The sequence below is a fragment of the Nocardioides dilutus genome, from assembly GCF_054779555.1.
Genome location: NZ_BAAGYA010000001.1, coordinates 154,238 through 175,026 on the forward strand (window position 1 = coordinate 154,238; position 20,789 = coordinate 175,026).

The following is a 20,789-nucleotide window of genomic DNA, read 5'->3' on the forward strand; positions in this document are numbered from 1 at the left end:
ACTACACCGATGTAGTTCTAGGGGCGAGCCTCAGTCACGGCCGACCGGCACCGCGGCGGTGGTGGTCGTCGGGTGCGAGGTGGTCAGCTTGCGGTCGAACTTCTGTCCGCTCGCCACGCCGCCGACGTAGAAGCTCACCATCGCGATCACGATGCCGCCGAGGTCGTCGGCGACGTAGTGCCAGCCGAAGTAGAGGGTGGCGACGACGGTGAGGCCGAAGTTGACCCACACGACCCACTTCGCGAGCTTGGAACGGATCGTGTACTGCACCATCAGGGCCAGCAGGAGTGTGATGGCGCAGTGCAGCGAGGCGAAGCCGGCCACCGACTGGACCTGCCCCTCGAGCCCGCCGAGCCGGACGCCCTGTCGCGCCTCCAGCAACGACTCCATGAGGACGGAGGTGGGCGTGTTCGCGAGGTCCTGGTAGAGCCAGCCGTACTCCAGGCCGGGGCCGAGCGTGGGCAGCATGTAGTACGACGCCGTCCCCAGCGTCCAGGCCAGGCACTGCGAGGTGACGAACCAGTAGCCGAAGGACAGGTTGCGCGACCAGACCAGCCACGCGGTCACACCCAGCGGAACCATCGGTAGGAACGCCAGGTAGATGTAGGACAGCAGGTGCGCGGTGACGTCCGTCCCGAGCACGGTGTGCAGGACGGTCGCCGGCTCGTGACCGAAGAACAGCGCTCGGTCGAGCAGGTGCATCTCCCGGTCGTACATCGTCTCGTTGATGAAGGGCAGGAACGACTTCAGGTTCCGGTAGCTCACGTAGACGATGTAGAAGCTGATGATGCCGAGGGCGACCAGCGTGAAGCGCTCGCGGTTCCAGTGCGCTCGCCACCGGTCGCGGACGATGCCCGGCATCAGCTTGGGGTTGAGCCTGGAGTGCCACAGCGTCCGCGGCAGCATGTCGAGCAGCAGGGCACCGAGCAGGAGCAGCGGCAGCCGGATGTAGGACGGGCCGAGGAAGCTCCCCTCGGGGTCGGCCAGCTCCTTGTCCAGGATCACCGACGAGACGACCGCCAGGCCGCCCATCAGCAGGGCGGTGCCCACCATCAGGGCGTAGGCACGGCGGTACACCCAGGTGAGTCTATGGACCGGCGGTGCGGCCGTCGCCCGAGATCACGGCCGTGCGGGTGTGATCCACGGCAAGCCGCACGGACTCCCCCGGCCCCGGGTGTCGGTCGAGGGGCGCCACCGCGTCGAGCTCGCCCAGGCCGTCCACGTCGACGACCAGCCGCACCAGCTGCGGCGTCGCGCGCGCGGAGACGACCCTTCCGGTCAGCTCGCCGGCGTCGTCCAGGCGGAACGCCGACCGGCGTACGGCGACCGTCCGCGCCCTCGGGACCACCCGGGCTGCCGCCGCTCCCTCGAGCACCCGCGCGTAGCCGAGGAACAGGGCCGTCTCGGGATCGGCCGGGGCCCGCCACACCTCGGCGATCTCGCCCTCCTGGACGATCCGTCCGGCCCGCATCACCGCGATCCGGTCGGCGACCGCGAACGCCTCCTCGTGGTCGTGGGTGACCAGGAGCGCCGTGGTGCCCGCCGCGCGGAGGATCGCGTGCAGGTCGCCGGCCAGCCGTTCGCGCAGGCCGGCATCGAGGGCCGAGAGCGGCTCGTCGAGGAGCAGGAGCCGCGGCTCGACGGCCAGCGACCGGGCCAGCGCCACCCGCTGACGCTCGCCCCCGGAGAGGGTGGCAGGCAGCCGGTCGGCGTAGCCCTCGAGCCCGACCAGCCGGAGCAGGTCGTCGACGCGGACGTCGAGGTCCTGGCGCTCGGGACGGTTGCGCCGGATGCGCAGCGCGTAGCCGACGTTGCGGGCGACAGTGAGGTGACCGAAGAGCTGGCCGTCCTGGAACATCAGCGCGAACCCGCGCTTGTGGGTCGGGGTGCCTGCGAGGTCGCGCCCGTCCCAGGAGATCGTGCCGGCGGTGGGCCGTTCGAGGCCGGCGACCGCGCGCAGCAGCGTCGACTTGCCGCAGCCCGAGGGTCCCAGCACGGCGAGCACCGAGCCGTCGGGGACCTCGACGGTCGCGTCGACGACGGCGGGCACGCCGTCGTACTCCACCGTGACGTCACGGACCTCCAGCATCAGAACGCTCCCACCGACGGCACCCGCAGCCGCTCGACCATCAGCATGACCAGCGCCGTGGTCGCCGCGAGCACCACCGACGCGGCCAGCGCCATGCCGTAGTTGTCTGCGCCCGGCCGGCCGATCAGCTGGAAGATCACCACCGGCAAGGTCGGGTGCTCGTCGCGGGCGAGGAACGCGGTCGCGCCGAACTCGCCGAGCGACACGGCGAACGCGAATCCCGCGGCGGCGAGCAGCGGCCGCCACACCACCGGCAGGTCGACGGTCGTCACCACCCGGAGCGGTCCGGCGCCCAGCGAGGCCGCGGCCTGGCGCTGTCGGTCGTCGACCGACGAGAGCACCGGCGCGAGGGTGCGCACGACCAGCGGCAGCGCGACCAGCGCCTGGGCGACCGGGACCAGGAGGGGCGAGTCCCGCAGCGCCAGCGGCGGCTCGTCGAGGGTGATGAGGAACCCGAAGCCGAGCGTCACGGCCGACACCCCCAGCGGCAGCATGAAGAAGCCGTCGAGGACACCCCTGACCCGTCGCTCCGTCCGCGAGCGCGACCGCCGGGTGACGACGAGCGCGACGAGCCCCCCGAGCAGCAGCGCCATCCACGTCGCGTCCACCGCCGTGCGAAGCGAGGTGACCAGGGCGTCGGTGACCGGCACCAGCAGCGCGGTGCCGGACTCAGCCTCGGAGAGGCCTCGGTAGTGGGCGAGCCCCCAGCGGTCGTCGACCCGGAGGCTGCCGACCACCAGCGCGATCACCGGCGCCGCCACGAGCACCAGCAGACCGGCGGTTGCGGCGAGCTGCGGCACGTCCTCACGGCGGGGCCGGCGCGGCCGGGCGACCTGCCGCGCCAGGCTCGGGTCGGGCGTCGCCCGCAGCCGGGCGGCGAGCGCGAGCAGCGCGGTCACCGCGACCAGCTGCACGATCGAGAGCGCGGCCGCGGCCTGGAGGTCGAGCAGCTGAGTGGTGAGCCGGTAGATCTCGGTCTCGACCGAGGCGTAGCGCAGGCCGCCGAGCATGAGCACCACGCCGAACGACGTCGCACAGAACAGGAAGACCACGCTGGCGGCGGAGACCAGGGCGGGACGGAGCGCCGGCAGGGTCACCGTGAGGAACACCTGACGCGGCGAGGCACCCAGGACCGCCGCCGCCTCGCCCGGGCGGACGTCGAGCGACTCCCAGCTCGCGCCGACCGCCCGGATGACCACGGCCACGTTGAAGAAGGTGAGGCCGGCGATGATCGCCACGGGCGACCCGTCGAGGCCGAGGAACCCCAGCGGGCCGGCCTCCCCGAGCAGCTCGCGGAACGCGACGCCGACGACGACGGTGGGGAGCACGAACGGCACCAGCAGCGCCGCCCGGATCACCCCCCGCCCGCGGAAGTCGAGCCGGTGCAGGGCGTACGCCGCCGGCAGTCCGAGCACCACCGAGGCGAGCGTCGCCAGGCCGGCCGACCAGACCGTGAACCAGACGACCCGGCGGGTGCGCGGCCGGGCCAGCACGTCGAGCAGGGCTCCCGGGTCGAACCGGCCGTCCGGCCACACGCCCTGCGCCAGCATCCCGCTGACCGGCAGCACGAAGAACACGGTCAGCACCAGGACCGGCCCGAGGGCCAGCCCGGCGAGGGCGAGGAGCCGCCGTGTCACGTGGTCATCCTGAGATGACGTCGCTCCACTCGGTCAGCCAGGCGTCCCGGTTGGCGGCGATCTCCGCCGGGTCGACGACGTAGGGCGACTCGGGCTGCACGGCGAACTCCGCCCAGTCCGGCGGGAGCGCCACCGACTGGTCGACCGGGAACACGTACATCGCCTCGGGCAGCGCGGCCTGGAAGTCCGGCCCGACCATGAAGTCCACCAGCGCCTGGGCGCCCTCGGGGTTGTCGGCTCCGGCCAGCACGCCGGCGTACTCCACCTGCCGGAAGCAGGTGTCGAGGAGCGCGCTCGTGGTCGTGCCGCCCTCGCCGTCGACGGTGAACGCCGGGCTCGAGTCGTAGGACAGCACGATCGGCCGGTCGCCTCCGCCGCCGCCCTGGGTGAAGTCGACCTGGTAGGCGTCGGTCCAGCCCTCGGTGAGCTTGGCGCCGTTGTCGAGCAACCGGGTCCAGTAGTCCGGCCAGTCGTCGCCGTACTCCGCGATCGTCGCGAGCAGGAACGCCAGCCCGGGCGAGCTGGTCGTCGCACCGGGGGTCACGAACAGGTCCTCGTAGGCAGGCTCCGTCAGGTCCTCCAGGGTGACCGGCGGCTCGAGGCCCTCGGCGGCGAACCAGGTGTCGTCCACGTTGACGCAGACGTTGGCGACGTCGACCGGGGTCAGCCGCTGGTCGTCATCGCCGTCCAGGGCGTAGTCGTCGGCTCCGTCGGGCAGCTCGGCGGCGTAGGGGTCCAGCACGCCCTCGTCGATGGCCCGGCTGCCGAAGGTGTTGTCGATCCCGAAGACCGCGTCGCCGGTCGGGCTGTCCTTGGTGAGCACCAGCTTGTTGGTGAGCGCCCCGGCATCACCCGAGGCTTTGATCTCCAGGTCGTAGCCCGTCTCGTCCTCGAACTGGGCGATCAGCTCGTCGGACATCACGAACGACTCGTGGGTGACGAGCACGACCTCCGTCGAAGCCGGGCCACCGCCCTCCTCGACCTCGGGCTCGTCGTCCCAGCCGAGAGAGCAGGCGGTGAGGACCAGCATGACCACGAGCAGGACGGGCAGCGCGAGTAGGCGTCGCACGGTGACTCCCTTCGCCGGTGCTAACCGGATCAGGTTCGGAGGGTCTGCGGCTTCTCCGCACTCTCAGCGCCATGGCCTCTCGGCGTGGACGCTCCCCTGTCTTGTGGCGCCAGCCTATCTCGCCAGCTCGACCGCCTCCTCCACCCGTCCGAGCTTGTCCGGGTTGCGCACCAGGTAGAGGGCGGTCACGCGACCACCGTCGACGCGCATGGTGGCGATGGTGTCGAGCTCGTCGCCGAGGAGCAGGCGCAGCCCGGGCGCGCCGTTGACGACGGTCGGGGCGGCGCTGGCGCTGCCGTCGTCGGGCATCACCGCGGAGAGGAACCGCAGCACCTTCTCGACGCCGTGGATCGGGCGGAGCGCGGCCTGCTTCTTGCCGCCGCCGTCGGTGATGAGAACGACGTCCGGGGAGAGCACGTCCATCAGGCCCTGGAGGTCGCCGGTCGCGACGGCGGCCATGAACCGTTCGACCACCGCGGTCCGGTCCCGGTCGCTGACCACCTCGCGCGGCCGCCGCGCCTCCACGTGCGACCGGGCCCGGTGCGCGATCTGGCGCACCGCGGCGGGGCTCTTGTCGACGGCCGCGGCGATCTCGTCGTAGGCCAGGTCGAAGACCTCGCGCAGCACGAACACCGCACGCTCGGTCGGCGTGAGCGTCTCGAGCACCAGCAGCATGGCGGTCGAGACGCTGTCGGCGAGCTCGACGTCCTCGGCGACGTCGGGCGAGGTGAGCAGCGGCTCGGGCAGCCACGGACCGACGTACGCCTCCCGCCGCCGGGCCAGGGTCCGGATCCGGTTCAGCGAGAGCCGCGTGGTGATCCGCACCAGGTAGGCCCGCGGCTCGCGCACCTCCTGGTGGTCGACGTCTGCCCACCGCAGCCAGGTCTCCTGCAGCACGTCCTCGGCATCGGCGGCCGAGCCGAGCATCTCGTAGGCGACCGTGAACAGCAGGTTGCGGTGCGCGACGAACGCGTCGGTCCCGTCAGTCACGTGGCCGAGGGTACGGCGAGCGGGAGCTCGCAGACGTCGGAGTAGCCCTGGCTCTGGAGCCCGGCCGCGGAGTTGAAGCGCGAGCGCATGTTCTCGAGCGCGATCATCTGGGTGAGCTCCACGACGGCCGGGGTGCCGAGCTGGTCGATCAGCCGGGCGACGAGCTCGTCGGTGACGGTGAGCGGCGTGACCGACATCGCCTCGGCGTACTCGAGGACGTCACGCTCCACCGGCGTGAACGCGTCGGACTCGCGCCAGCGCGGCACCTCGCGCACCTTCGCCAGGTCGAGCCCGTCGTTGTGGGCCATGAAGTAGCCGAAGTCGAGGCACCACGAGCAGCCGATCACGCCGGCGCTGGCGAGCTGGGCGTAGGACTTGAGGTTGGGGTCGAGCGCACCCCACCTGGCCACCTTGTTCTCGAACCCGAGCACGTCCTTGAGGACCTGCTTGTGGTGGAAGTAGACGTAGCCGTTGTCGGGGAACTCCCCACCGAGCCGGCGCTTGGCGTACTGGGTCATGAACCAGCCGTAGGCGCCGGTCACCGGGGCCTTGGGGATGCGGAACGTGCTGGTGCTGGGCATGGGTGCCTCCTGGTGTCGTCGGTGTCCTGAAGATGTGTGTGCCCTCAAGACACCGGCGCCCACCGATCTGTGACACCCCCCTGTGACACCCCCTGTGACAATCTCTGCCCATGCCGAGCCGACGTCACGAGCTGCTCGCCTACGCCGTGCCCCGGGTGCGCAAGTCACGCGACCTCGACGACGTGGACGCCGAGCGGGCCCGCCTCGAGCGCTGGCACGCGAGCCTGGACCGTGGCTTCCCGACCAGCGCCGTACGCCGTTTCGACAAGCGCTACCGCGTTGTCGAGGAGCAGCTGCCGGGCGGATTCCCCTCCTACACCTTCCACGCCCGGGGAGCCTCCCCCGGGCGGGTCGTCGTCTACGTGCACGGCGGCGGTTTCGTCGCGCCGATCGACCCCTACCACGTGAAGTACGCCGCACGGCTGGCCACGGCGCTCGACGCGAGCGTCCTCATGCCTGACTATCCGCTCGCCCCCGAGCACACCTGGCGTGACTCGCACGAAGACATCGTCCGGGTGATCCAGCGGGCCGCCGAGACCTCCGACCGGGTGGTCGTCGTCGGCGACTCCGCGGGTGGCGGCGTCGCCCTCGCGGCCGCGCTGACCGTCCGTGACCGTGGGGGGCCGCAGCCCAGCCACCTGGTGCTGCACTCCCCCTGGGTCGACCTGACCACGAGCACCCCCGAGACCGAGGTCGCCACCCTGGAGGACCCCTGGCTGTTCATCGGCAAGATGTATGCCTACGCGTCCTGGTGGGCCGGCTCGGACGCCGACCTCGGTCGCCCCGAGGTGTCCCCGGCCCTGGCCGACCTGGCCGGACTGCCACGGACGCTGATGTTCTCCGGCACGCGCGACACGCTGATGCCCGGCTGCCGGCTGCTCGCCCGCCGGGCCGTCGAGGCGGACTGGGACCTGACCTACGTCGAGCAGCCGGGCCTGCTGCACGTCTACCCGCTCCTCCCGTTCATCCCCGAGGCCAGGCAGGCGTGGCGCACGACCCTGGAGTTCCTGCGGTGAGGATCGAAGCCGTCCCGTTCAACCACCTCGGCGCCTGGCGCGTCTACGCGGTCTGCCGGTTGCGCCAGCAGGTCTTCGTCGTCGAGCAGGAGTGTCCGTACCCCGACCTCGACGGCCGGGACACCGAGGCGGGGACTCGTCACGTGCTGATGACGGACGACGACGACCGGCTGGTGGGCTATGCCCGGGTCCTGGACGACGGCGAGCTGTGGCGCATCGGTCGCGTCGTGCTCGACCCTCCGGTGCGGGGCCGCGGTCTCGCGGAGCCGCTCATGGCCACCGCCCTCGAGGTCTGCCCCGACCGGGACGTCGTCCTCGACGCCCAGTCACCGCTGGCCGGCTGGTACACCACCCTCGGGTTCGAGGTGACCGGCCCGGAGTTCCTCGAGGACGGCATCCCCCATGTCCCGATGCGGCTCACCCGGGTTGTCGGCGGCGCCCAGTAGCGTCCCAAACACGGACCTGGGTGTCGTCGAGCTGCGCCAATACACGCTGCACCCCGAGCGCCGCGACGAGCTGATCGAGCTCTTCGACCGCGAGCTCGTCGAGACTCAGGAAGCCTGCGGCATGAGGGTGATCGGGCAGTTCCGTGATCCGGACCGGCCCGACCACTTCGTGTGGCTGCGCGGCTTCGCCGACATGGACACCCGGCGCGAGGCGCTCACCGCGTTCTACTCCGGCCCGGTGTGGAGGAAGCACGCCCGGGCCGCGGTGGCGACCATGATCGACTCCGACGACGTGCACCTGCTCCAGCCGGTCCGGCTACCCGAGCTGGGCGACCGGCACCCCGGTCAGCGAGAGCCGGACCGGGTCTGGATCTCGGTGCTGCCCGGGTCCGCGGAGACCGAGGACCACGCCAGTGCGCTCGCAATGCTGCGCACGCTCAAGGCCGACAACACCTACCCGGCCCTGCCGGTCCACGAGGACGTCGACGTCGTGGTCAGGCTCGACGACCGGAAGCCTCACGTGCGGCCGGACGCGTTGCAGGTGATCGAAGGCGTCTGCACCGGACGCTCACTGCTGCCCTGACGCCACGAACCACACCACACCGTCCTCGTCCGTCACGCGCGTGGCGTTCCCGCGGGCGACGAGCAGGTCGAGGTGGGCCTTGGTCTCCATCGCGGCCATGCCGCGGCTGAACTCGTCGAGCTGCTCGTACGGCGTCTCATGGCGGGTCCAGCCGAGGGTGCGGGCCACGTCCACGGAGCAGCGGGTGCCTCCGGCGAGGGCGTCGAGACAGAGGGCCAGCCGTCGGTCGTGGAAGGCGAGCAGCTCGTCGACCCGCTGGTGCGAGGAGGGCGCGACCGGTCCGTGTGCGGGGAGGATGCGCAGGTCGGGCAGCCCACGGACCTTGGTCAGCGACGCCATGAAGTCCCCCAGCGGCTGCTCCTCGGCGGGGAACGTGAACCCGATCGAGGGGGTGATCGTCGGCAGCACGTGGTCGCCGGAGAAGAGGAGTCCGGCCGCCTGGTCTGCGAACACGAAGTGCCCCGGGGTGTGGCCCGGAGTCTCGACGGCGTCGAGGACCCGCGACCCGAGCGGGATCTCGTGGTCGCCGTCGAGCCAGCTGTCGGGATAGTGCCACCAGGCGGGGTCCGGCAGGCCGTCGTCGTCGCGGTGGCCCTTGTTCCAGAGCTCGGCGAGGTCGTGGGCGCCGGCGGTTCGCAGCAGCGCCGCGAACGGGTTCTCGGTGAGCGCCTCCAGGTTGTTGAGGGCGTCGAGCGCGCGCTCCTCTCCGCGACCGAGCGCCACGTCGACGCCGAGCTCCTTGCCCAGAACCCGCGCGAGGGTGTAGTGGTCGCGATGGATGTGGGTCACCAGGAACCGTTGGATGTCGCCGAAGCCCGCGCCGAGGTCCTTCAGGCACCGGTCGAGCAGATCGCGTGCGACCTCGATCGACCAGCCCCCGTCGATCAGCACGAGCCCGTCGTCCGTGGTGATGACATAGACGTTGATCGCCTTGAGCCCGTCCATCGGCAGCGGCAGTGGGATCCGGTGGATCCCGGGGGCGACCTCCCAGGCTCCCTCGGCGGTCCAGTGCTCCCCTGAGTCGGGGGAGACGGCGTACGCCGTCGGCGTCGTTGACGAGGTCACGGGGCCGACCCTATGAGGGGGCTAACCGGCCGTGACGTCCGGCATGCCGAGGTCGAGGTTGGGCTGCTGGATACCGCCGTCGACCTCGAGCAGCTTGCCGGTGACGTACTTCCCGGCCGCCGAGCTGAGGTAGAGCACCGCCGCCGCGATGTCCTCCGGGTCGCCGACCCTGCCGAGCGGCGTCTTGGTCTCCATCTGGTTCATCATCTCGGGCTGGCCGGCGACGAACTCCAGGGCGCTGGTCATGATCGAGCCGACGTAGATGCCGTTGACCCGGATCCGCGGCGCCAGGTCATGGGCGGCCAGCCGGGTCCAGTGCGCCAGCGCGGCCTTGGCGGTGCCGTAGGCGACGTAGCCGCGGTCCGCGGTGCGGCCCATCATCGAGCTGATCGTCACGACCGACTGCTGGCCGCCGTGCTGCTCAGCGCTCTTGAGCATGAACGGCACGGCGGCCCGGGTCAGGGCGTGCGCGGTGGCGACGTTGAAGCTGAACGCCTCGGTGAGGAACCGCGGGCTGGTGTCCATGAAGCCGCGCGGGAACGTGCCGCCGACGTTGTTGACGACCGTGTCGACCCGGCCGAGCTCGTCGTACGCCGTCTGCGCCAGCCCGGCGACCGCGTCGAGGTCGCTGAGGTCGGCGGGCACCACGACGGCGCGGCGGCCGGTGGCGTCGATTCGGGCGGCGACCTCGGCGAGCTGCTCGGCCGTGCGCGCCGAGATGAGGACGTCGGACCCGGCCTCGGCCAGCGCGACCGCGGTGGCCGCACCGAGGCCGCGCCCGGCCCCCGTGACGATCGCGACGTGGTCAGTGAGGGTGAAGCTGTCGAGGATCGTCATGCCCGGCTCCTCGACCCGGCGACCAGGCCTCGTCCGGTGACGAGCGGCAGGTCGATCGCCCGCACCAGGCCGGGCTCCGCGGCGACGACCGCCGGCAGCGCGTTGATGATCCGCTGGGCGGTGGTGATCATGCCGGAGACGTTGTGGTCGCCGTGCTCACCGTGGTGGGTGAAGTCGACGTTCATCATCGGCTCACCGGTGATCTTGATCCGGTAGCACCCGTCATGGCCCGCTGGTGGCTTCTCCCAGTCCGGGTCGGACTCGGCGTCGGTCCGGGTGATGTGCTCGAGCACCACGCGGGGTGTGCCGTCGACCTTGCCGATCAGCTGGAAGCGGACCGAGCCCATCGTCCCTTCCTTGACGTCGCCGGACACCGAGTCGGTGTCCCGGGTGGCGGCGCGGCGTTCGACGTCCTCGGTCAGCGGCTCGTCGAGGGTGATGTCGAGGGCAGCAGCGATCTGACGGACCACGCTGCCCCACGCCATGGTGAGGATGCCGGGCTCCCAGAGGAACGGCTTCTCCTCCATCGACCGGCCGAAGCCGAACATGTCGCCCATGACGACCGGCTGGTAGTAGGTCGAGTAGTCGCAGATCTCCATGACCCGGACCTCGTCGATGCGCTGGGACAGCGAGGTCATCACCAGCGGCAGGACGTCGTTGGCGAAGCCCGGGTCGATGCCGTTGATGTGCATCGACGCGTTGCCCTTGGCGCACGCGTCCTCGATGCGGGCGATGAACTCCGGCGGCAGGATCTGCTCGGGCCACTGCAGCAGCACCGGGCCGCTGCTCGTGACGTTGATGCCGGCCTCGACGAACGAGATCAGGTCCTCGATGCACTCGAAGACCCGGTCGTCGGCCATCGCGGTGTGCACGATGGCATCCGGCGCCAGGGCGATGAGGGCGTCCCGGTCGTTGGTGGCCTTGATCCCCAGCTCGCGGCCGAGGTCGGCCAGGATCCCAGCGTCCTTCCCCTCCTTCTCCGGGCTGGACACCCAGACGCCCACCAGCTCGAGGTCGGGATGGGCGTCGATTCCGGCGATCGCGTGCCGGCCGATGGTGCCGGTGGACCAGACGACGACGCGGAGGGGCTTGTCCGGGATCACTTGAGACATGCCCTGAGATTAGAACACGTTCTAGTTTTCCGGAAGAGCCTTCCCCGCGGCGACCGGGACCTCCGGGCACCGCGTGCCCGAATAGATCGTCGGCATGCACTGGTTGCAGTGGATGCACCTGCCCGCCTGCTGGCGGCCGCTCTGGAGCTGGTTGACCAGGTCGGGCTCGCGGAGCAGCGCGCGACCCATCGCCACGAAGTCGAAGCCGCTCGCCATCGCGCGCTCCATCGTGGCCAGCTGGTTGACCCCGCCGAGCAGCATCAGCGGCATCGACAGGGCGGCCCGGAACCGGGAGGCCTTCTCGAAGAAGTAGGCCTCCTCGAAGTCGTAGTGCTTGAGGAACCCCTTGCCCATGGGGGTCTTCATCCCGAAACGCACCAGCGGCGGCATGGTCGCCGCGAACTCCTTGGTGGGGACGTCGCCGCGGAAGAGGTACATCGGGTTCATCAGCGAGCTGCCACCCGAGAGCTGCAGCGCGTCCAGGTGGCCGTCGGCCTCCAGCAGCTGGGCGAGCTCGATGCTGTCCTCGGTCCGGACACCGCCCTTGAAGCCGTCGCTCACGCTGACCTTGGCCGTGACCGCGGCGCGGTCACCGACCTCCTCGCGGACCGCCCGGGCGACCTGTCGGGCCAACCGCGCCCGGTTCTCCAGCGGTCCGCCCCACTGGTCCTTGCGGCGGTTGAGCCCCGGAGCGAGGAACGCGGAGATCAGATAGCTGTGTGCCATGTGCAGCTCGAGGACGTCGAACCCCGCGCCCACCAGCACCCGCGCCGTCTCGACGTACGCCCGGGTGATCCGGGTCAGGTCCTCCTCGGTGGCCGACCTGACCATCTGCATCGACAGCGGGCTCGGCATCCGGCTCGCGCTGAGGGCGTGTACGCCGTTGGACCGGCCGTTGGCGACCGGGCCCGCGTGGCCGACCTGCCCCGCGATCCCGGCCCCGGTCTCGTGGATCGCGTCGGCCAGCCGCGCCAGGCCCGGTCCGGTGTCCTGGCCCACCACGATCTGCTCCCGGTGGGTGCGGCCCTCGGGAGCCACCGCGAGGTAGGCGACGGTGGTCAGTCCGACCCCGCCACGGGTCACCGCGAGGTGGTAGTCGATGAGGTCGTCGGTGACCTGCCCGTGCGGCGTCCGGCCCTCGAACGTCGCCGCCTTGACGGTGCGGTTGCGGAGCGTGACCGGGCCCAGCGTCGCTGGTGCGAAGACGTCGGGGGGTGCGTCGGCTGCCACGGCGTCAGACTAGAACAGGTTCTAGTCTGACGGGAAGTGCGTTGACGACCACCGACCTGGTCTGCCACAAACGACCATGCGCCTACGACCCACCTACGCCAACGTCGTCTCCACCCTCGCCCTGCTGCTGGTGGTCAGCGGTGGGGCCGTCGCCGCGACCCAGCTCCCCAAGCACAGCGTCGGCAACAAGCAGCTCAAGCCCAGTGCGGTGAACTCCAAGAAGGTCAAGAACGCCACGCTCAAGGCAGCGGACTTCAAGCCCGGGCAGCTCGCCCTCGGCCTCACCGGCGCCCAGCTCGGCGGTGACCTGACCGGCACCTTCCCGAACCCGACGCTCGCCGCCGACGTGTTCGACGGCCTCGTGCGGGACGCCGACCTGGCTGCGGCGATCGACGCCCTGGATGCGCAGCTCACCGCGCAGCTCGACGCCGCACTGGCCGACGTCGTGGCGGGCACCCGCGATGACGCGTCGGTGACCCTGGCTGGTGGCGGCGTCCCCACTGCCCTGGTCGCCATCCCCGGCGTCCTGTCGGTCACCGCCAGGTGCAGCGTCGCCGGCGGGGACCGGGGCCTGGAGATCAACGTGAGCAACGACAGCCCCGGCACCCTCGCCTACACGGTGCGGTCACAGTCGGTGGCCCCGGCCTCGAACACCTTCGCCAGCGACATCCTTCTTCCGGGAACCGACACCGACTACGTGTTCGCCCCGGACGCCCAGGGCGACAACGCCCGCTACCTGCGGCTGGTCGTGCTCAACGGACAGCTCCTCGACCTCGAGGTCTCCGCGGTCACCAACACCCTCGCGGCCGGGTGCCACGTACGCGGCTCAGCGTTCCTCGACGGCAGCGGGCCGTGACGGACGCTGGGCCCGGAGCCACAGCAGGCCGGCCACCGGCAGCACCGCCGGCACGAAGCCGTAGCCGATGCCGTAGCCGGACCACACGGACGCGTCGCCGAACCAGTCGTCCTCGACCAGGCTCAGCGTGCCGACCGTGACAACGCCCGCGAGCTCGACCCAGAGCATCTTGGCCGCGAAGCCGGTCCGGCCCTCGGATGCTCGGCGGATCGCGACCCAGCCCAGGGCGTAGGTCAGCGCGGCCAGCAACGACAGCGTGTAGGCGACGGGCGCCTCGCCGGCGCGGGTCGCCAGCTGGACGAGGCTGCGGGCGCCGGCCGCGAAGGTGAACAACGCATAGAGCGCGAGCAGGACCTGGTGGCCGCCGGAACGCCTCCCAGTACCAGTCACAGGGTGACCATCATCCGGACGCTGATCACCCCGACGGCGACCACCGCGACCGCCAAGACGCCGATCGACCACGGGCCGCGGTCCTCCCGCGTCGAGCCGAGCGCCAGCGGCACGACGCACACCGACGCCAGCAGGTAGCCGACGTGGGTAGCCGCCGACTCCGGCCGGTCACCGGAGGCCAGCGCACCGAGGCCGGCCAGTGCTCGGATCGCGAGGAGGACCTCGAGCATCCAGGCCATCGAGTCCAGCCAGGGCGGCCGCTCCCGCCAGCGCCAGGCCGAGTAGGCCGCCAGCACGAGCACGAGACCGGCGTACCCGACGACCACATAGCTGATCTGATCGAGCGCCCCGGGCACGCCGCCATCATGTCGTGGTGGCCACCATGCGTCCGAGGCAGGTGTCGGTGCCGGTCGGGCGGGTCATGACGGTCAGCACGACCGTCGTGTCGGGGTCACCGAGGAACGCGAACTCGATCACGTGGCCCCGCGAGCTCGACGACGACGACAGCGTGTCCTTGTCGAAGCCCGAGCTGGGCGACGCCGACACCCCGGTCGTCGCGTGGACGGCCCCTTCGCTCGACACCGTGGTCACGACACGGTGCGTGGACGCGGTGGTGTTGATGTACTCGAACCGAGCAAAGTTGGAGCCCGACCCCATGCAGTAGGTCCTGAACGTCCCCAGGCCGGGCACCGCGAGGAGCGAGTCCTGACCCGTGGCCAGGTCGAAGGTCGTCTCGAGCACGGTTCCCTTCAGAACGCCCGCGAGGTCCGCCACGTCGACCTCAGGGTTGGGAAACGTGCCCGTCAGCCCGCCGCCCATCGGGGTGCCGGCCACCTCCTTGTCGATCTCACCGGCCTTGAGGTCGGCACCGAGGAGACCGCCGTCCTTCACCTTCGCGGCGGAGACGGCGTTGGCCTTGAGCTGCTTGGGCCCGACGCTGTTCTTGGGCAGCTTGGTGGCGGCGTACGCACCGCCGCTGAGGGCCACCACGAGGGCGAGCGTGGACGCGACGTTGGCGTAGCTGTGGCGGATTGGCATGGGTCATTCGCCCACCCCTGGGTGCACTCGTCAAGATGCCGTATGGACCATCTCGTCGAGCGACTGCGAGCGGCCGGCTGCGTCTTCGCCGAGGAAGAGGCGGCCCTCCTGGTCGCTGCTGCTGCCGACGAGGCCGATCTGGAACGGATGGTCGTCGCGAGGGTCGGCGGCCTCCCGCTCGAGGCGGTGCTGGGCTGGGCGGAGTTCTGTGGCCTCCGGATCGCCGTCGCGCCGACGGTGTTCGTGCCGCGCGCCCGGACCGAGGTACTCGTCCGGGCCGCGCTGGAGGTGCTGTGTCCAGGCGACGTGGTCGTCGACCTCGGGTGTGGGAGCGGCGCCATCGCCGCCGCCCTGCTGGCCACTGAGCCGACGCTGGACGTGTGGGCGGTCGACGTCGACCCAGCGGCGGTGACGTGTGCGCGCCGAAACCTCCCACCGGAGCAGGTGCTTGAGGGCGACCTCTACGCCCCGCTGCCCGAGGCGCTGCGTGGACGGGTGGCGGTGGTCGCCGCCAACGCGCCCTACGTGCCCACCGCCGCCATCGCGACGATGCCCCCCGAGGCTCGCGACCACGAGGCCCGGACCGCACTCGACGGCGGCCCCGACGGCCTCGACGTTCAGCGCCGTGTCATCGCCGGGGCCTCCGGCTGGCTCGCTCCGGAGGGTCGCCTCCTGGTCGAGACCAGCACCAGTCAGGCCGACCTGACCTTGGCCGCGATGCGGGCGGCCGGTCTCGCCGCGGAGGTCCGCCACGACCCGGACTTGGAGGGCACGGTCGCGGTGGGTCGGACACCAAGAGTTACACCAGCGGTGGTATAGCAACCTCACCGACAGCGCCCTAGACTTCGCGCACCGAGGGCAACCTCGGTATGGCGACGGTCTCCATCCCCATGTGCGCCGCAGCCCCGGTGGGGGGTGGCTGCGTTCGGGGGCCGTCGCCCCCGCCATTTCACGCGCGCCATTTCACGGGGCGGGCGTCGCGTGTCCCATGAACTCGGCGATCCTGCGGTTCACGACCTCCGGCTGCTCGACCTGGAGGAAGTGACCGGACCCGGGGACGACCTGCGTCTCGGCGCGGTCGCCGAGGGCAGCGGCCGCCCGGGCGGCATACCCCGCGTGCATGCACCCGTCGTCCGCGCCGTGGAGATAGAGCAACGGCCTGATCGGCATCGACAGGAGCGAGGCCTGCCACGGCTTGTACGCCGCGGGGACCGTCCAGGGTCTGGTCAGCGCGCGGTAGAAGTCGAACGGCGCCGACCCGTGCCCCGGGGCCCGCATCGCGGCCAGGACGTGCGGGAGGTCCTCACCGGCGTCGTAGCCCGGTGACCAGTCGCGCCAGAGCCTGCGCACCAGGCGCTCGTGGGTGCGTTCGGGTAGGAACGGCAGCTGGTTGAACAGGATGTACCAGCTGTTCGGCAGCTGCCTGAGCAGCAGCCGGGCGTCGAAGTCCTGGACCGCGGCGAGTGGTGGCACCGCGAGTGAGACCACCTTGTCGAACGGGCAGTCCGCGTGGCCGGCGAGCGCGTTGGCCGCGATCGCTCCCCAGTCGTGACCGACCAGCACCGCTCGCTCGTCGCCGCCCTGGCGGTCGTGGATGGCCACGGCGTCGGCCATGAGCGCCCCGACGTGGAAGCTCCCGTCGCGCGGGAGCCCGCTCGGCGCGTAGCCGCGCAGGTGTGGCGCCACCACTCGCCAGCCGAGGTCCGCGAGGTGCGGGCCGAGGTGTCGCCAGGTCCAGGCGGTGTCGGGAAAGCCGTGCAGCGCCACGACCAGCGGCCCGTCGGCCGGACCCCACGCGAGCGCGGACAGCGTGACCTGGGGCAGGTCGAGCTCGACGATCTCGGGGTCCGGGGCGGGCACCGCGTCAGGCTAGTGGCAGCCACTAGTGTCAGCTGGTGGCCGGACGCATCGTGGTGATGGGTGGAGCCAACCTGGACGTCAAGGCCCACAGTGCCCGCACGGCCGTGGCCCGCACCAGCAACCCCGGCTCCGTCGTCAGGTCCGCCGGCGGGGTCGGCCGCAACGTGGCCGAGAACCTCGCCCGGCTCGGCACCGAGGTCAGCCTGGTCGCCTCGGTCGGCGCCGACCCGGCCGGCGTCGAGGTCCTGGCGGCCACTGAGGCCGCCGGCGTCGACACCTCGCGGGTCGCGCGTGGGCCACAGCCGACGGGGACGTACGTCGCGGTGCTCGACGCCGACGGCGAGCTGGTCGTCGCGGTCTCGGACATGGCCGCCACCGAGTCGATCGCGCCCATCGACATCGATGCCGCCGCCGGGCTCCTGGCCGCGGCCCAGCTCGTCGTCCTCGACGGCAACCTCGTCGTCGCCACCCTGGGCCGGGCCCTGGAGCTCTGCGCGGCGGAGGGCGTCCCGGTCGTGCTCGACCCGGTCAGCGTCCCCAAGGCCAAGGCCCTCGCCGGCCTCCTGTCGGCACGCACACCGCTGCTCGCCCTCACGCCGAACCACGACGAGCTCGCCGCCCTCGGCGGCTCCGCCGCGGCTCTGCACGACCGGGGCGTCGAGCTGGTCTGGACCCGGCTCGGTCCGGCCGGCTCCCGGCTCAGCGGTCCGAGCGGCGTCGTCGACGTCCCGCGGGTCGAGGCGTCCGAGGTGGTGGACGTGACCGGGGCCGGCGACGCGATGCTGGCGGCGTTCTGCCACGCCGTCCTCGCCGGGGCGGCGCCGGCCGACGCGGCGGCGTACGGTCAGGCCGCGGCCGCGCTGACGGTGGCCAGCCCGCACACGGTGCGCCCCGACCTGACCGACGAGCTCGTGAGGAGCCTGCTGTGACCGCACACCCGTCGCTGGCGCTCACGGACGAGGTGGCCACCGCCCTCACGGAGGGCTCGCCGGTGGTCGCCCTGGAGAGCACGATCATCAGCCACGGCATGCCCTATCCGGACAACGTCGCGATGGCGACCGAGGTCGAGGACATCGTTCGCGCACACGGCGCGGTGCCGGCGACCATCGCCGTCCTCGACGGCCGGCCGCGGATCGGTCTCGCGCCCGACGACCTCGAGCTGCTCGGCAGCCACCCCGACGTCAGCAAGGTCAGTGTGCGCGACCTGCCCTACGTCGTGGCCCGCGGCACCCACGGCGCGACCACGGTCGCCTCGACCATGAGGCTCGCCTCGATGGCCGGCATCCGGGTGTTCGTCACCGGCGGCCTCGGCGGGGTGCACCGCGGCGCGGCGGAGTCCTTCGACGTCAGCGCCGACCTCACCGAGCTCGGCCGGACCCCGCTGGCGGTGGTGTGCGCAGGGGTGAAGAGCATCCTCGACATCGGGCTCACCCTGGAGACCCTGGAGACCCTGGGAGTGCCGGTCCTCGTCGACGGGAGCGACGAGTTCCCGTCGTTCTACTCCCGCAGCAGCGGGTTCCACGCACCGATGCGGGTCGACGGCGCCGCGGAGATCGCCGCGGTCCTGCGGGCGAGCCTCGACCTCGGGCTTCCGGGCGGCCTGGTGGTGGCCCACCCGATCCCGGTCGAGGACGAGATCCCGGCGGAGGAGATCGGTGTCGTCATCGCGCAGGCACTGGCCGACATGGACGCCCGCGGCATCAGCGGCAAGGACGCGACGCCCTTCCTCCTGGGCCGGATCGTCGAGCTGACCGACGGCGCCAGCCTGACCGCCAACATCGCGCTGGTGCGCGCCAACGCCCGGCTGGGGGCGTCGATCGCGGCCTCTCTCGCCGAATCCTGACCGTGCTCGGGCGGCTCCGGTTACCGTCGAGCGTGCCGTCGAGATCGTTCCGCCCCGCTGCCTTCCTGGTCGCCCTCGTGCTCTTGGCCGCCGTGCTCGCGCCGTCGGCCACCGGCAGCCAGCCGAGGCGTGCGGACCTCAAGGTCACCGCCGGCGACGTGACGGTGTCCGGCGCCCGGGTGAGCGGCTCGTTCATGGTCCGCAACCTGGGCACGAAGCGCGCACCCGCCACGTCCTCGGCGATCAAGGTCGACGGCCGGCGGGTCCGGTCCGTCGCCACCAAGGCCGTGCGTCCGGGCCGCGCCAGGGTGGTCCGCTTCAGCGCGCGGGTCGGCGGCGGCACCCACGTGGTCAGCATCTGCGCCGATCGGCGCAAGGAGGTCACGGAGCGCAAGGAGGGCAACAACTGCCGCAAGCTGGGCACGGTGACGGTCCAGTCCACCTCCGTGCCGACCGACCCGATCGCCTACGACGACGAGGTCGTGTTCAAGGTCGGCACGTCGCCGAGCGAGTACTGGCTGCACGTGCCGGCGTCGTACGACGACACCCACCAGACGCCGATCCGGCTCGTCGTCTTCCTGCACGGTTGCGGCGGCTACGGTCACGACCAGGTCACCAACATCGTCGACACGGTCCTCACCACGGGCTTCATCGTGATGGGGCCGGGACTCGGCAAGGACGGTCAGTGCTGGGACCCGACGGCCGACGCCGGCCCGCTGCTGGCCGCGGTCGCCGACGTGAAGACGCACTTCAACATCGACCCCAAGAGAGTGGTGCTCGGCGGCTACTCGTCCGGGTCGACGCTGGCCGGACAGGTCGCCTTCGGGAACGCCGAGTCCTTCGCCGGCCTGCTGGTGCTCCCCGGACGGCCGTTCTGGAGCAACGACAACCGCAACGAGCTGCTCGCGAAGGCCGCGTGGAAGATCAATGTCGCCTGGCGGCCACACACCAGCGACGAGTACTACCCGATCGCGTCGCTACGCGCCGACCGGAACAAGATGCTCGACGACGGCTTCCCGCTGCACTTCTCCGAGGTCGCCGGCGGGCACGCCTACACCCAGGACGACCTCGTCTGGCTGTTCGGCTGGATCGCCGGCTGGGCCGCGCCCTAGGAAGTGGCTAGCGCGGTAGTGCGGCCACGAACTCCAGCTTGTCGAGCACCGGCGGCGGGATGACGAATGGGTAGAGGTCTTCCTTGCCCATGCTGCGGTTGATCATGTTGAGCGCGACCGTCAGCGGCACCCAGACACCGGTCACCACGTCCCGGAAGCTCGAGAACGCCGAGACCGGCGCGACCGCCGTGAGGCCGTACTCGGCGGCGGTCTCGACGGTGTCGCAGATGTGCAGGTAGTGCGCCCAGGTCTCGGCGAAGTCCTCGAAGGGGTGCATGGTCGCGTAGGTCGAGATGTGGGAGGCCTCCCAGCCTTCCGGCGCACCCTCGGCGTAGTGCCGGTCGAGCGCGGCCTGGTAGTCGGCGCGCTCGTCGCCGAAAAGGTCGCGACACCGGGACATGAGGTCGTCGCCGCGCACGAGCTGCCACTCGATGAAGTGGCCGACCTCGTGCCGGAAGTGGCCGAGCATCGTCCGGTAGGGCTCGGCCAGGTGGGCCCGCACCTTCTCGCGGTGGGCGTCGTCGCTCTCGGCGAGGTCGATGGTGATGACGCCGTCCTCGTGGCCGATCACCACGTTGCCTGCCGCTGCCGCCGAGGAGGACAGCAGGTCGAAGGCCAGCCCGTCGACGGAGAAGCCGAGACCGTCGAGCTCGAACACCAGGTGCCGCTTGGCCCGTTCGGCTCCCGGCAGGAGCTCCAACCCGACCGGGTCCTCGTCGCTCGGCCTGGTCCGGGTCAGGTCACACGCGAAGCACTGCCCACCCTCGAGCGGGGCGAGCCAGGTGCAGCCGGAGAGGGCGAGGTTGCCGCAGACGTGCCAGACCAGGCCGGCCGCGTCGACGTAGCGCCCTTGCTCGTCGACGGGGACGATCGACCGCTCGGCACGCGAGAAGCCCAGCGCCGTCCCGCACGACACGCAGACGGAGTTCTCGAAGTGCAGGGGGTTGTCGCACACCCGGCAGCGGAAGGACTTCACCCACCGAGCCTGCCACGCACCAAGCCGGGCACCAGGAGGTGGCCGGTTACGATCCCGCC

General features: G+C 71.5%; 23 protein-coding genes and 1 riboswitch. Of the genes, 8 read left to right on the top strand and 15 right to left on the bottom strand.

All coding sequences use genetic code 11. The annotated features are described in order from the left end of the window. Positions 1-30 precede the first annotated feature (30 nt). The 6 genes from ACYVC6_RS00770 to ACYVC6_RS00795 all read right to left on the bottom strand — a co-directional run bounded on the left by ACYVC6_RS00770 (position 31) and on the right by ACYVC6_RS00795 (position 6,366). The gene (locus tag ACYVC6_RS00770) at positions 31-1,077 is read right to left on the bottom strand and encodes a phosphatase PAP2 family protein (RefSeq protein WP_460709949.1); all 1,047 of its coding nucleotides are present in this window, start codon (positions 1,075-1,077) and stop codon (positions 31-33) included. 10 nt (positions 1,078-1,087) lie between these two features. Then, the gene (locus ACYVC6_RS00775; protein WP_460709951.1) at positions 1,088-2,089 is read right to left on the bottom strand and encodes an ABC transporter ATP-binding protein; all 1,002 of its coding nucleotides are present in this window, start codon (positions 2,087-2,089) and stop codon (positions 1,088-1,090) included. Further along, entirely contained in the window at positions 2,089-3,726 is a 1,638-nt protein-coding gene (locus ACYVC6_RS00780; RefSeq protein ID WP_460709953.1) for an ABC transporter permease, read from the bottom strand. Before ACYVC6_RS00780 ends, ACYVC6_RS00775 begins: the two co-directional genes overlap by 1 nt. Positions 3,727-3,730: 4 nt before the next feature. Continuing rightward, the gene (locus ACYVC6_RS00785) at positions 3,731-4,795 is read right to left on the bottom strand and encodes a thiamine ABC transporter substrate-binding protein (protein WP_460709955.1); all 1,065 of its coding nucleotides are present in this window, start codon (positions 4,793-4,795) and stop codon (positions 3,731-3,733) included. Beyond that, positions 4,785-4,903: riboswitch (TPP riboswitch) on the bottom strand. (Overlaps the previous gene by 11 nt.) Positions 4,904-4,909: 6 nt before the next feature. After that, positions 4,910-5,785, bottom strand: a complete 876-nt coding sequence (locus ACYVC6_RS00790; protein ID WP_460709957.1) for an RNA polymerase sigma-70 factor — start codon at positions 5,783-5,785, stop codon at positions 4,910-4,912. After that, positions 5,782-6,366 (bottom strand): carboxymuconolactone decarboxylase family protein, encoded by a 585-nt coding sequence (locus ACYVC6_RS00795; protein ID WP_460709959.1) that lies wholly within the window; start codon positions 6,364-6,366, stop codon positions 5,782-5,784. The genes ACYVC6_RS00790 and ACYVC6_RS00795 overlap by 4 nt, the downstream gene beginning before the upstream one ends. Before the next feature lie 110 nt (positions 6,367-6,476). Between ACYVC6_RS00795 and ACYVC6_RS00800 the strand changes: the two genes are divergently transcribed. Genes ACYVC6_RS00800 through ACYVC6_RS00810 form a run of 3 tightly spaced genes read left to right on the top strand, consistent with a single transcriptional unit; the run spans position 6,477 to position 8,411 of the window. After that, a complete protein-coding gene (locus ACYVC6_RS00800) occupies positions 6,477-7,382 on the top strand; it encodes an alpha/beta hydrolase (RefSeq protein ID WP_460709961.1) in 906 nt (301 codons plus the stop codon). Beyond that, complete coding sequence (locus ACYVC6_RS00805) at positions 7,379-7,828, top strand: GNAT family N-acetyltransferase (protein WP_460709963.1); 450 nt, start codon at positions 7,379-7,381, stop codon at positions 7,826-7,828. The genes ACYVC6_RS00800 and ACYVC6_RS00805 overlap by 4 nt, the downstream gene beginning before the upstream one ends. Further along, on the top strand, positions 7,785-8,411 hold the full coding sequence (locus tag ACYVC6_RS00810) for an NIPSNAP family protein (RefSeq protein WP_460709965.1): 627 nt from the start codon (positions 7,785-7,787) through the stop codon (positions 8,409-8,411). The genes ACYVC6_RS00805 and ACYVC6_RS00810 overlap by 44 nt, the downstream gene beginning before the upstream one ends. On the opposite strand, the gene ACYVC6_RS00815 is transcribed toward ACYVC6_RS00810, so the two are convergent. From ACYVC6_RS00815 to ACYVC6_RS00830, 4 genes are read right to left on the bottom strand one after another with little or no spacing between them, the layout of a single operon-like run. After that, entirely contained in the window at positions 8,397-9,476 is a 1,080-nt protein-coding gene (locus ACYVC6_RS00815; protein ID WP_460709967.1) for an MBL fold metallo-hydrolase, read from the bottom strand. The genes ACYVC6_RS00810 and ACYVC6_RS00815 overlap by 15 nt on opposite strands. A gap of 21 nt (positions 9,477-9,497) precedes the next feature. Further along, positions 9,498-10,313: an SDR family oxidoreductase gene (locus ACYVC6_RS00820; RefSeq protein ID WP_460709969.1), complete on the bottom strand. Its 816-nt coding sequence runs from the start codon at positions 10,311-10,313 to the stop codon at positions 9,498-9,500. Further along, complete coding sequence (locus tag ACYVC6_RS00825) at positions 10,310-11,425, bottom strand: NAD(P)H-dependent amine dehydrogenase family protein (protein ID WP_460709971.1); 1,116 nt, start codon at positions 11,423-11,425, stop codon at positions 10,310-10,312. The genes ACYVC6_RS00820 and ACYVC6_RS00825 overlap by 4 nt, the downstream gene beginning before the upstream one ends. 21 nt (positions 11,426-11,446) lie before the next feature. Then, complete coding sequence (locus ACYVC6_RS00830; RefSeq protein WP_460709973.1) at positions 11,447-12,655, bottom strand: oxidoreductase; 1,209 nt, start codon at positions 12,653-12,655, stop codon at positions 11,447-11,449. Positions 12,656-12,731: 76 nt separating this feature from the next. Between ACYVC6_RS00830 and ACYVC6_RS00835 the strand changes: the two genes are divergently transcribed. Continuing rightward, positions 12,732-13,511, top strand: coding sequence for a hypothetical protein (locus ACYVC6_RS00835; protein ID WP_460709975.1), 780 nt, complete (start codon positions 12,732-12,734; stop codon positions 13,509-13,511). Here the strand turns inward: ACYVC6_RS00835 and ACYVC6_RS00840 are convergent. Genes ACYVC6_RS00840 through ACYVC6_RS00850 form a run of 3 tightly spaced genes read right to left on the bottom strand, consistent with a single transcriptional unit; the run spans position 13,482 to position 14,939 of the window. Beyond that, positions 13,482-13,901: a hypothetical protein gene (locus ACYVC6_RS00840; protein ID WP_460709977.1), complete on the bottom strand. Its 420-nt coding sequence runs from the start codon at positions 13,899-13,901 to the stop codon at positions 13,482-13,484. The two genes, ACYVC6_RS00835 and ACYVC6_RS00840, sit on opposite strands and share 30 nt — an antisense overlap. Further along, positions 13,898-14,257: a hypothetical protein gene (locus ACYVC6_RS00845; RefSeq protein ID WP_460709979.1), complete on the bottom strand. Its 360-nt coding sequence runs from the start codon at positions 14,255-14,257 to the stop codon at positions 13,898-13,900. Before ACYVC6_RS00845 ends, ACYVC6_RS00840 begins: the two co-directional genes overlap by 4 nt. 7 nt (positions 14,258-14,264) lie before the next feature. Next, a complete protein-coding gene (locus ACYVC6_RS00850) occupies positions 14,265-14,939 on the bottom strand; it encodes a hypothetical protein (protein WP_460709981.1) in 675 nt (224 codons plus the stop codon). A 42-nt stretch (positions 14,940-14,981) separates the two neighbouring features. On the opposite strand from ACYVC6_RS00850, the gene ACYVC6_RS00855 reads away from it, so the two are divergent. Further along, on the top strand, positions 14,982-15,758 hold the full coding sequence (locus tag ACYVC6_RS00855) for a putative protein N(5)-glutamine methyltransferase (protein ID WP_460709983.1): 777 nt from the start codon (positions 14,982-14,984) through the stop codon (positions 15,756-15,758). Positions 15,759-15,902: 144 nt separating this feature from the next. Here ACYVC6_RS00855 and ACYVC6_RS00860 read toward each other — a convergent pair whose 3' ends face one another. Further along, positions 15,903-16,799, bottom strand: coding sequence for an alpha/beta fold hydrolase (locus tag ACYVC6_RS00860; protein WP_460709985.1), 897 nt, complete (start codon positions 16,797-16,799; stop codon positions 15,903-15,905). Positions 16,800-16,834: 35 nt separating this feature from the next. On the opposite strand from ACYVC6_RS00860, the gene ACYVC6_RS00865 reads away from it, so the two are divergent. From ACYVC6_RS00865 to ACYVC6_RS00875, 3 genes are read left to right on the top strand one after another with little or no spacing between them, the layout of a single operon-like run. Further along, the gene (locus ACYVC6_RS00865; protein ID WP_460709987.1) at positions 16,835-17,728 is read left to right on the top strand and encodes a carbohydrate kinase family protein; all 894 of its coding nucleotides are present in this window, start codon (positions 16,835-16,837) and stop codon (positions 17,726-17,728) included. Then, entirely contained in the window at positions 17,725-18,642 is a 918-nt protein-coding gene (locus ACYVC6_RS00870) for a pseudouridine-5'-phosphate glycosidase (RefSeq protein ID WP_460709989.1), read from the top strand. The genes ACYVC6_RS00865 and ACYVC6_RS00870 overlap by 4 nt, the downstream gene beginning before the upstream one ends. Before the next feature lie 32 nt (positions 18,643-18,674). Then, complete coding sequence (locus tag ACYVC6_RS00875) at positions 18,675-19,754, top strand: CARDB domain-containing protein (protein ID WP_460709991.1); 1,080 nt, start codon at positions 18,675-18,677, stop codon at positions 19,752-19,754. A 7-nt stretch (positions 19,755-19,761) separates the two neighbouring features. Here ACYVC6_RS00875 and ACYVC6_RS00880 read toward each other — a convergent pair whose 3' ends face one another. Further along, positions 19,762-20,730: a zinc-binding metallopeptidase family protein gene (locus ACYVC6_RS00880; RefSeq protein ID WP_460709993.1), complete on the bottom strand. Its 969-nt coding sequence runs from the start codon at positions 20,728-20,730 to the stop codon at positions 19,762-19,764. Positions 20,731-20,789 lie beyond the last annotated feature (59 nt).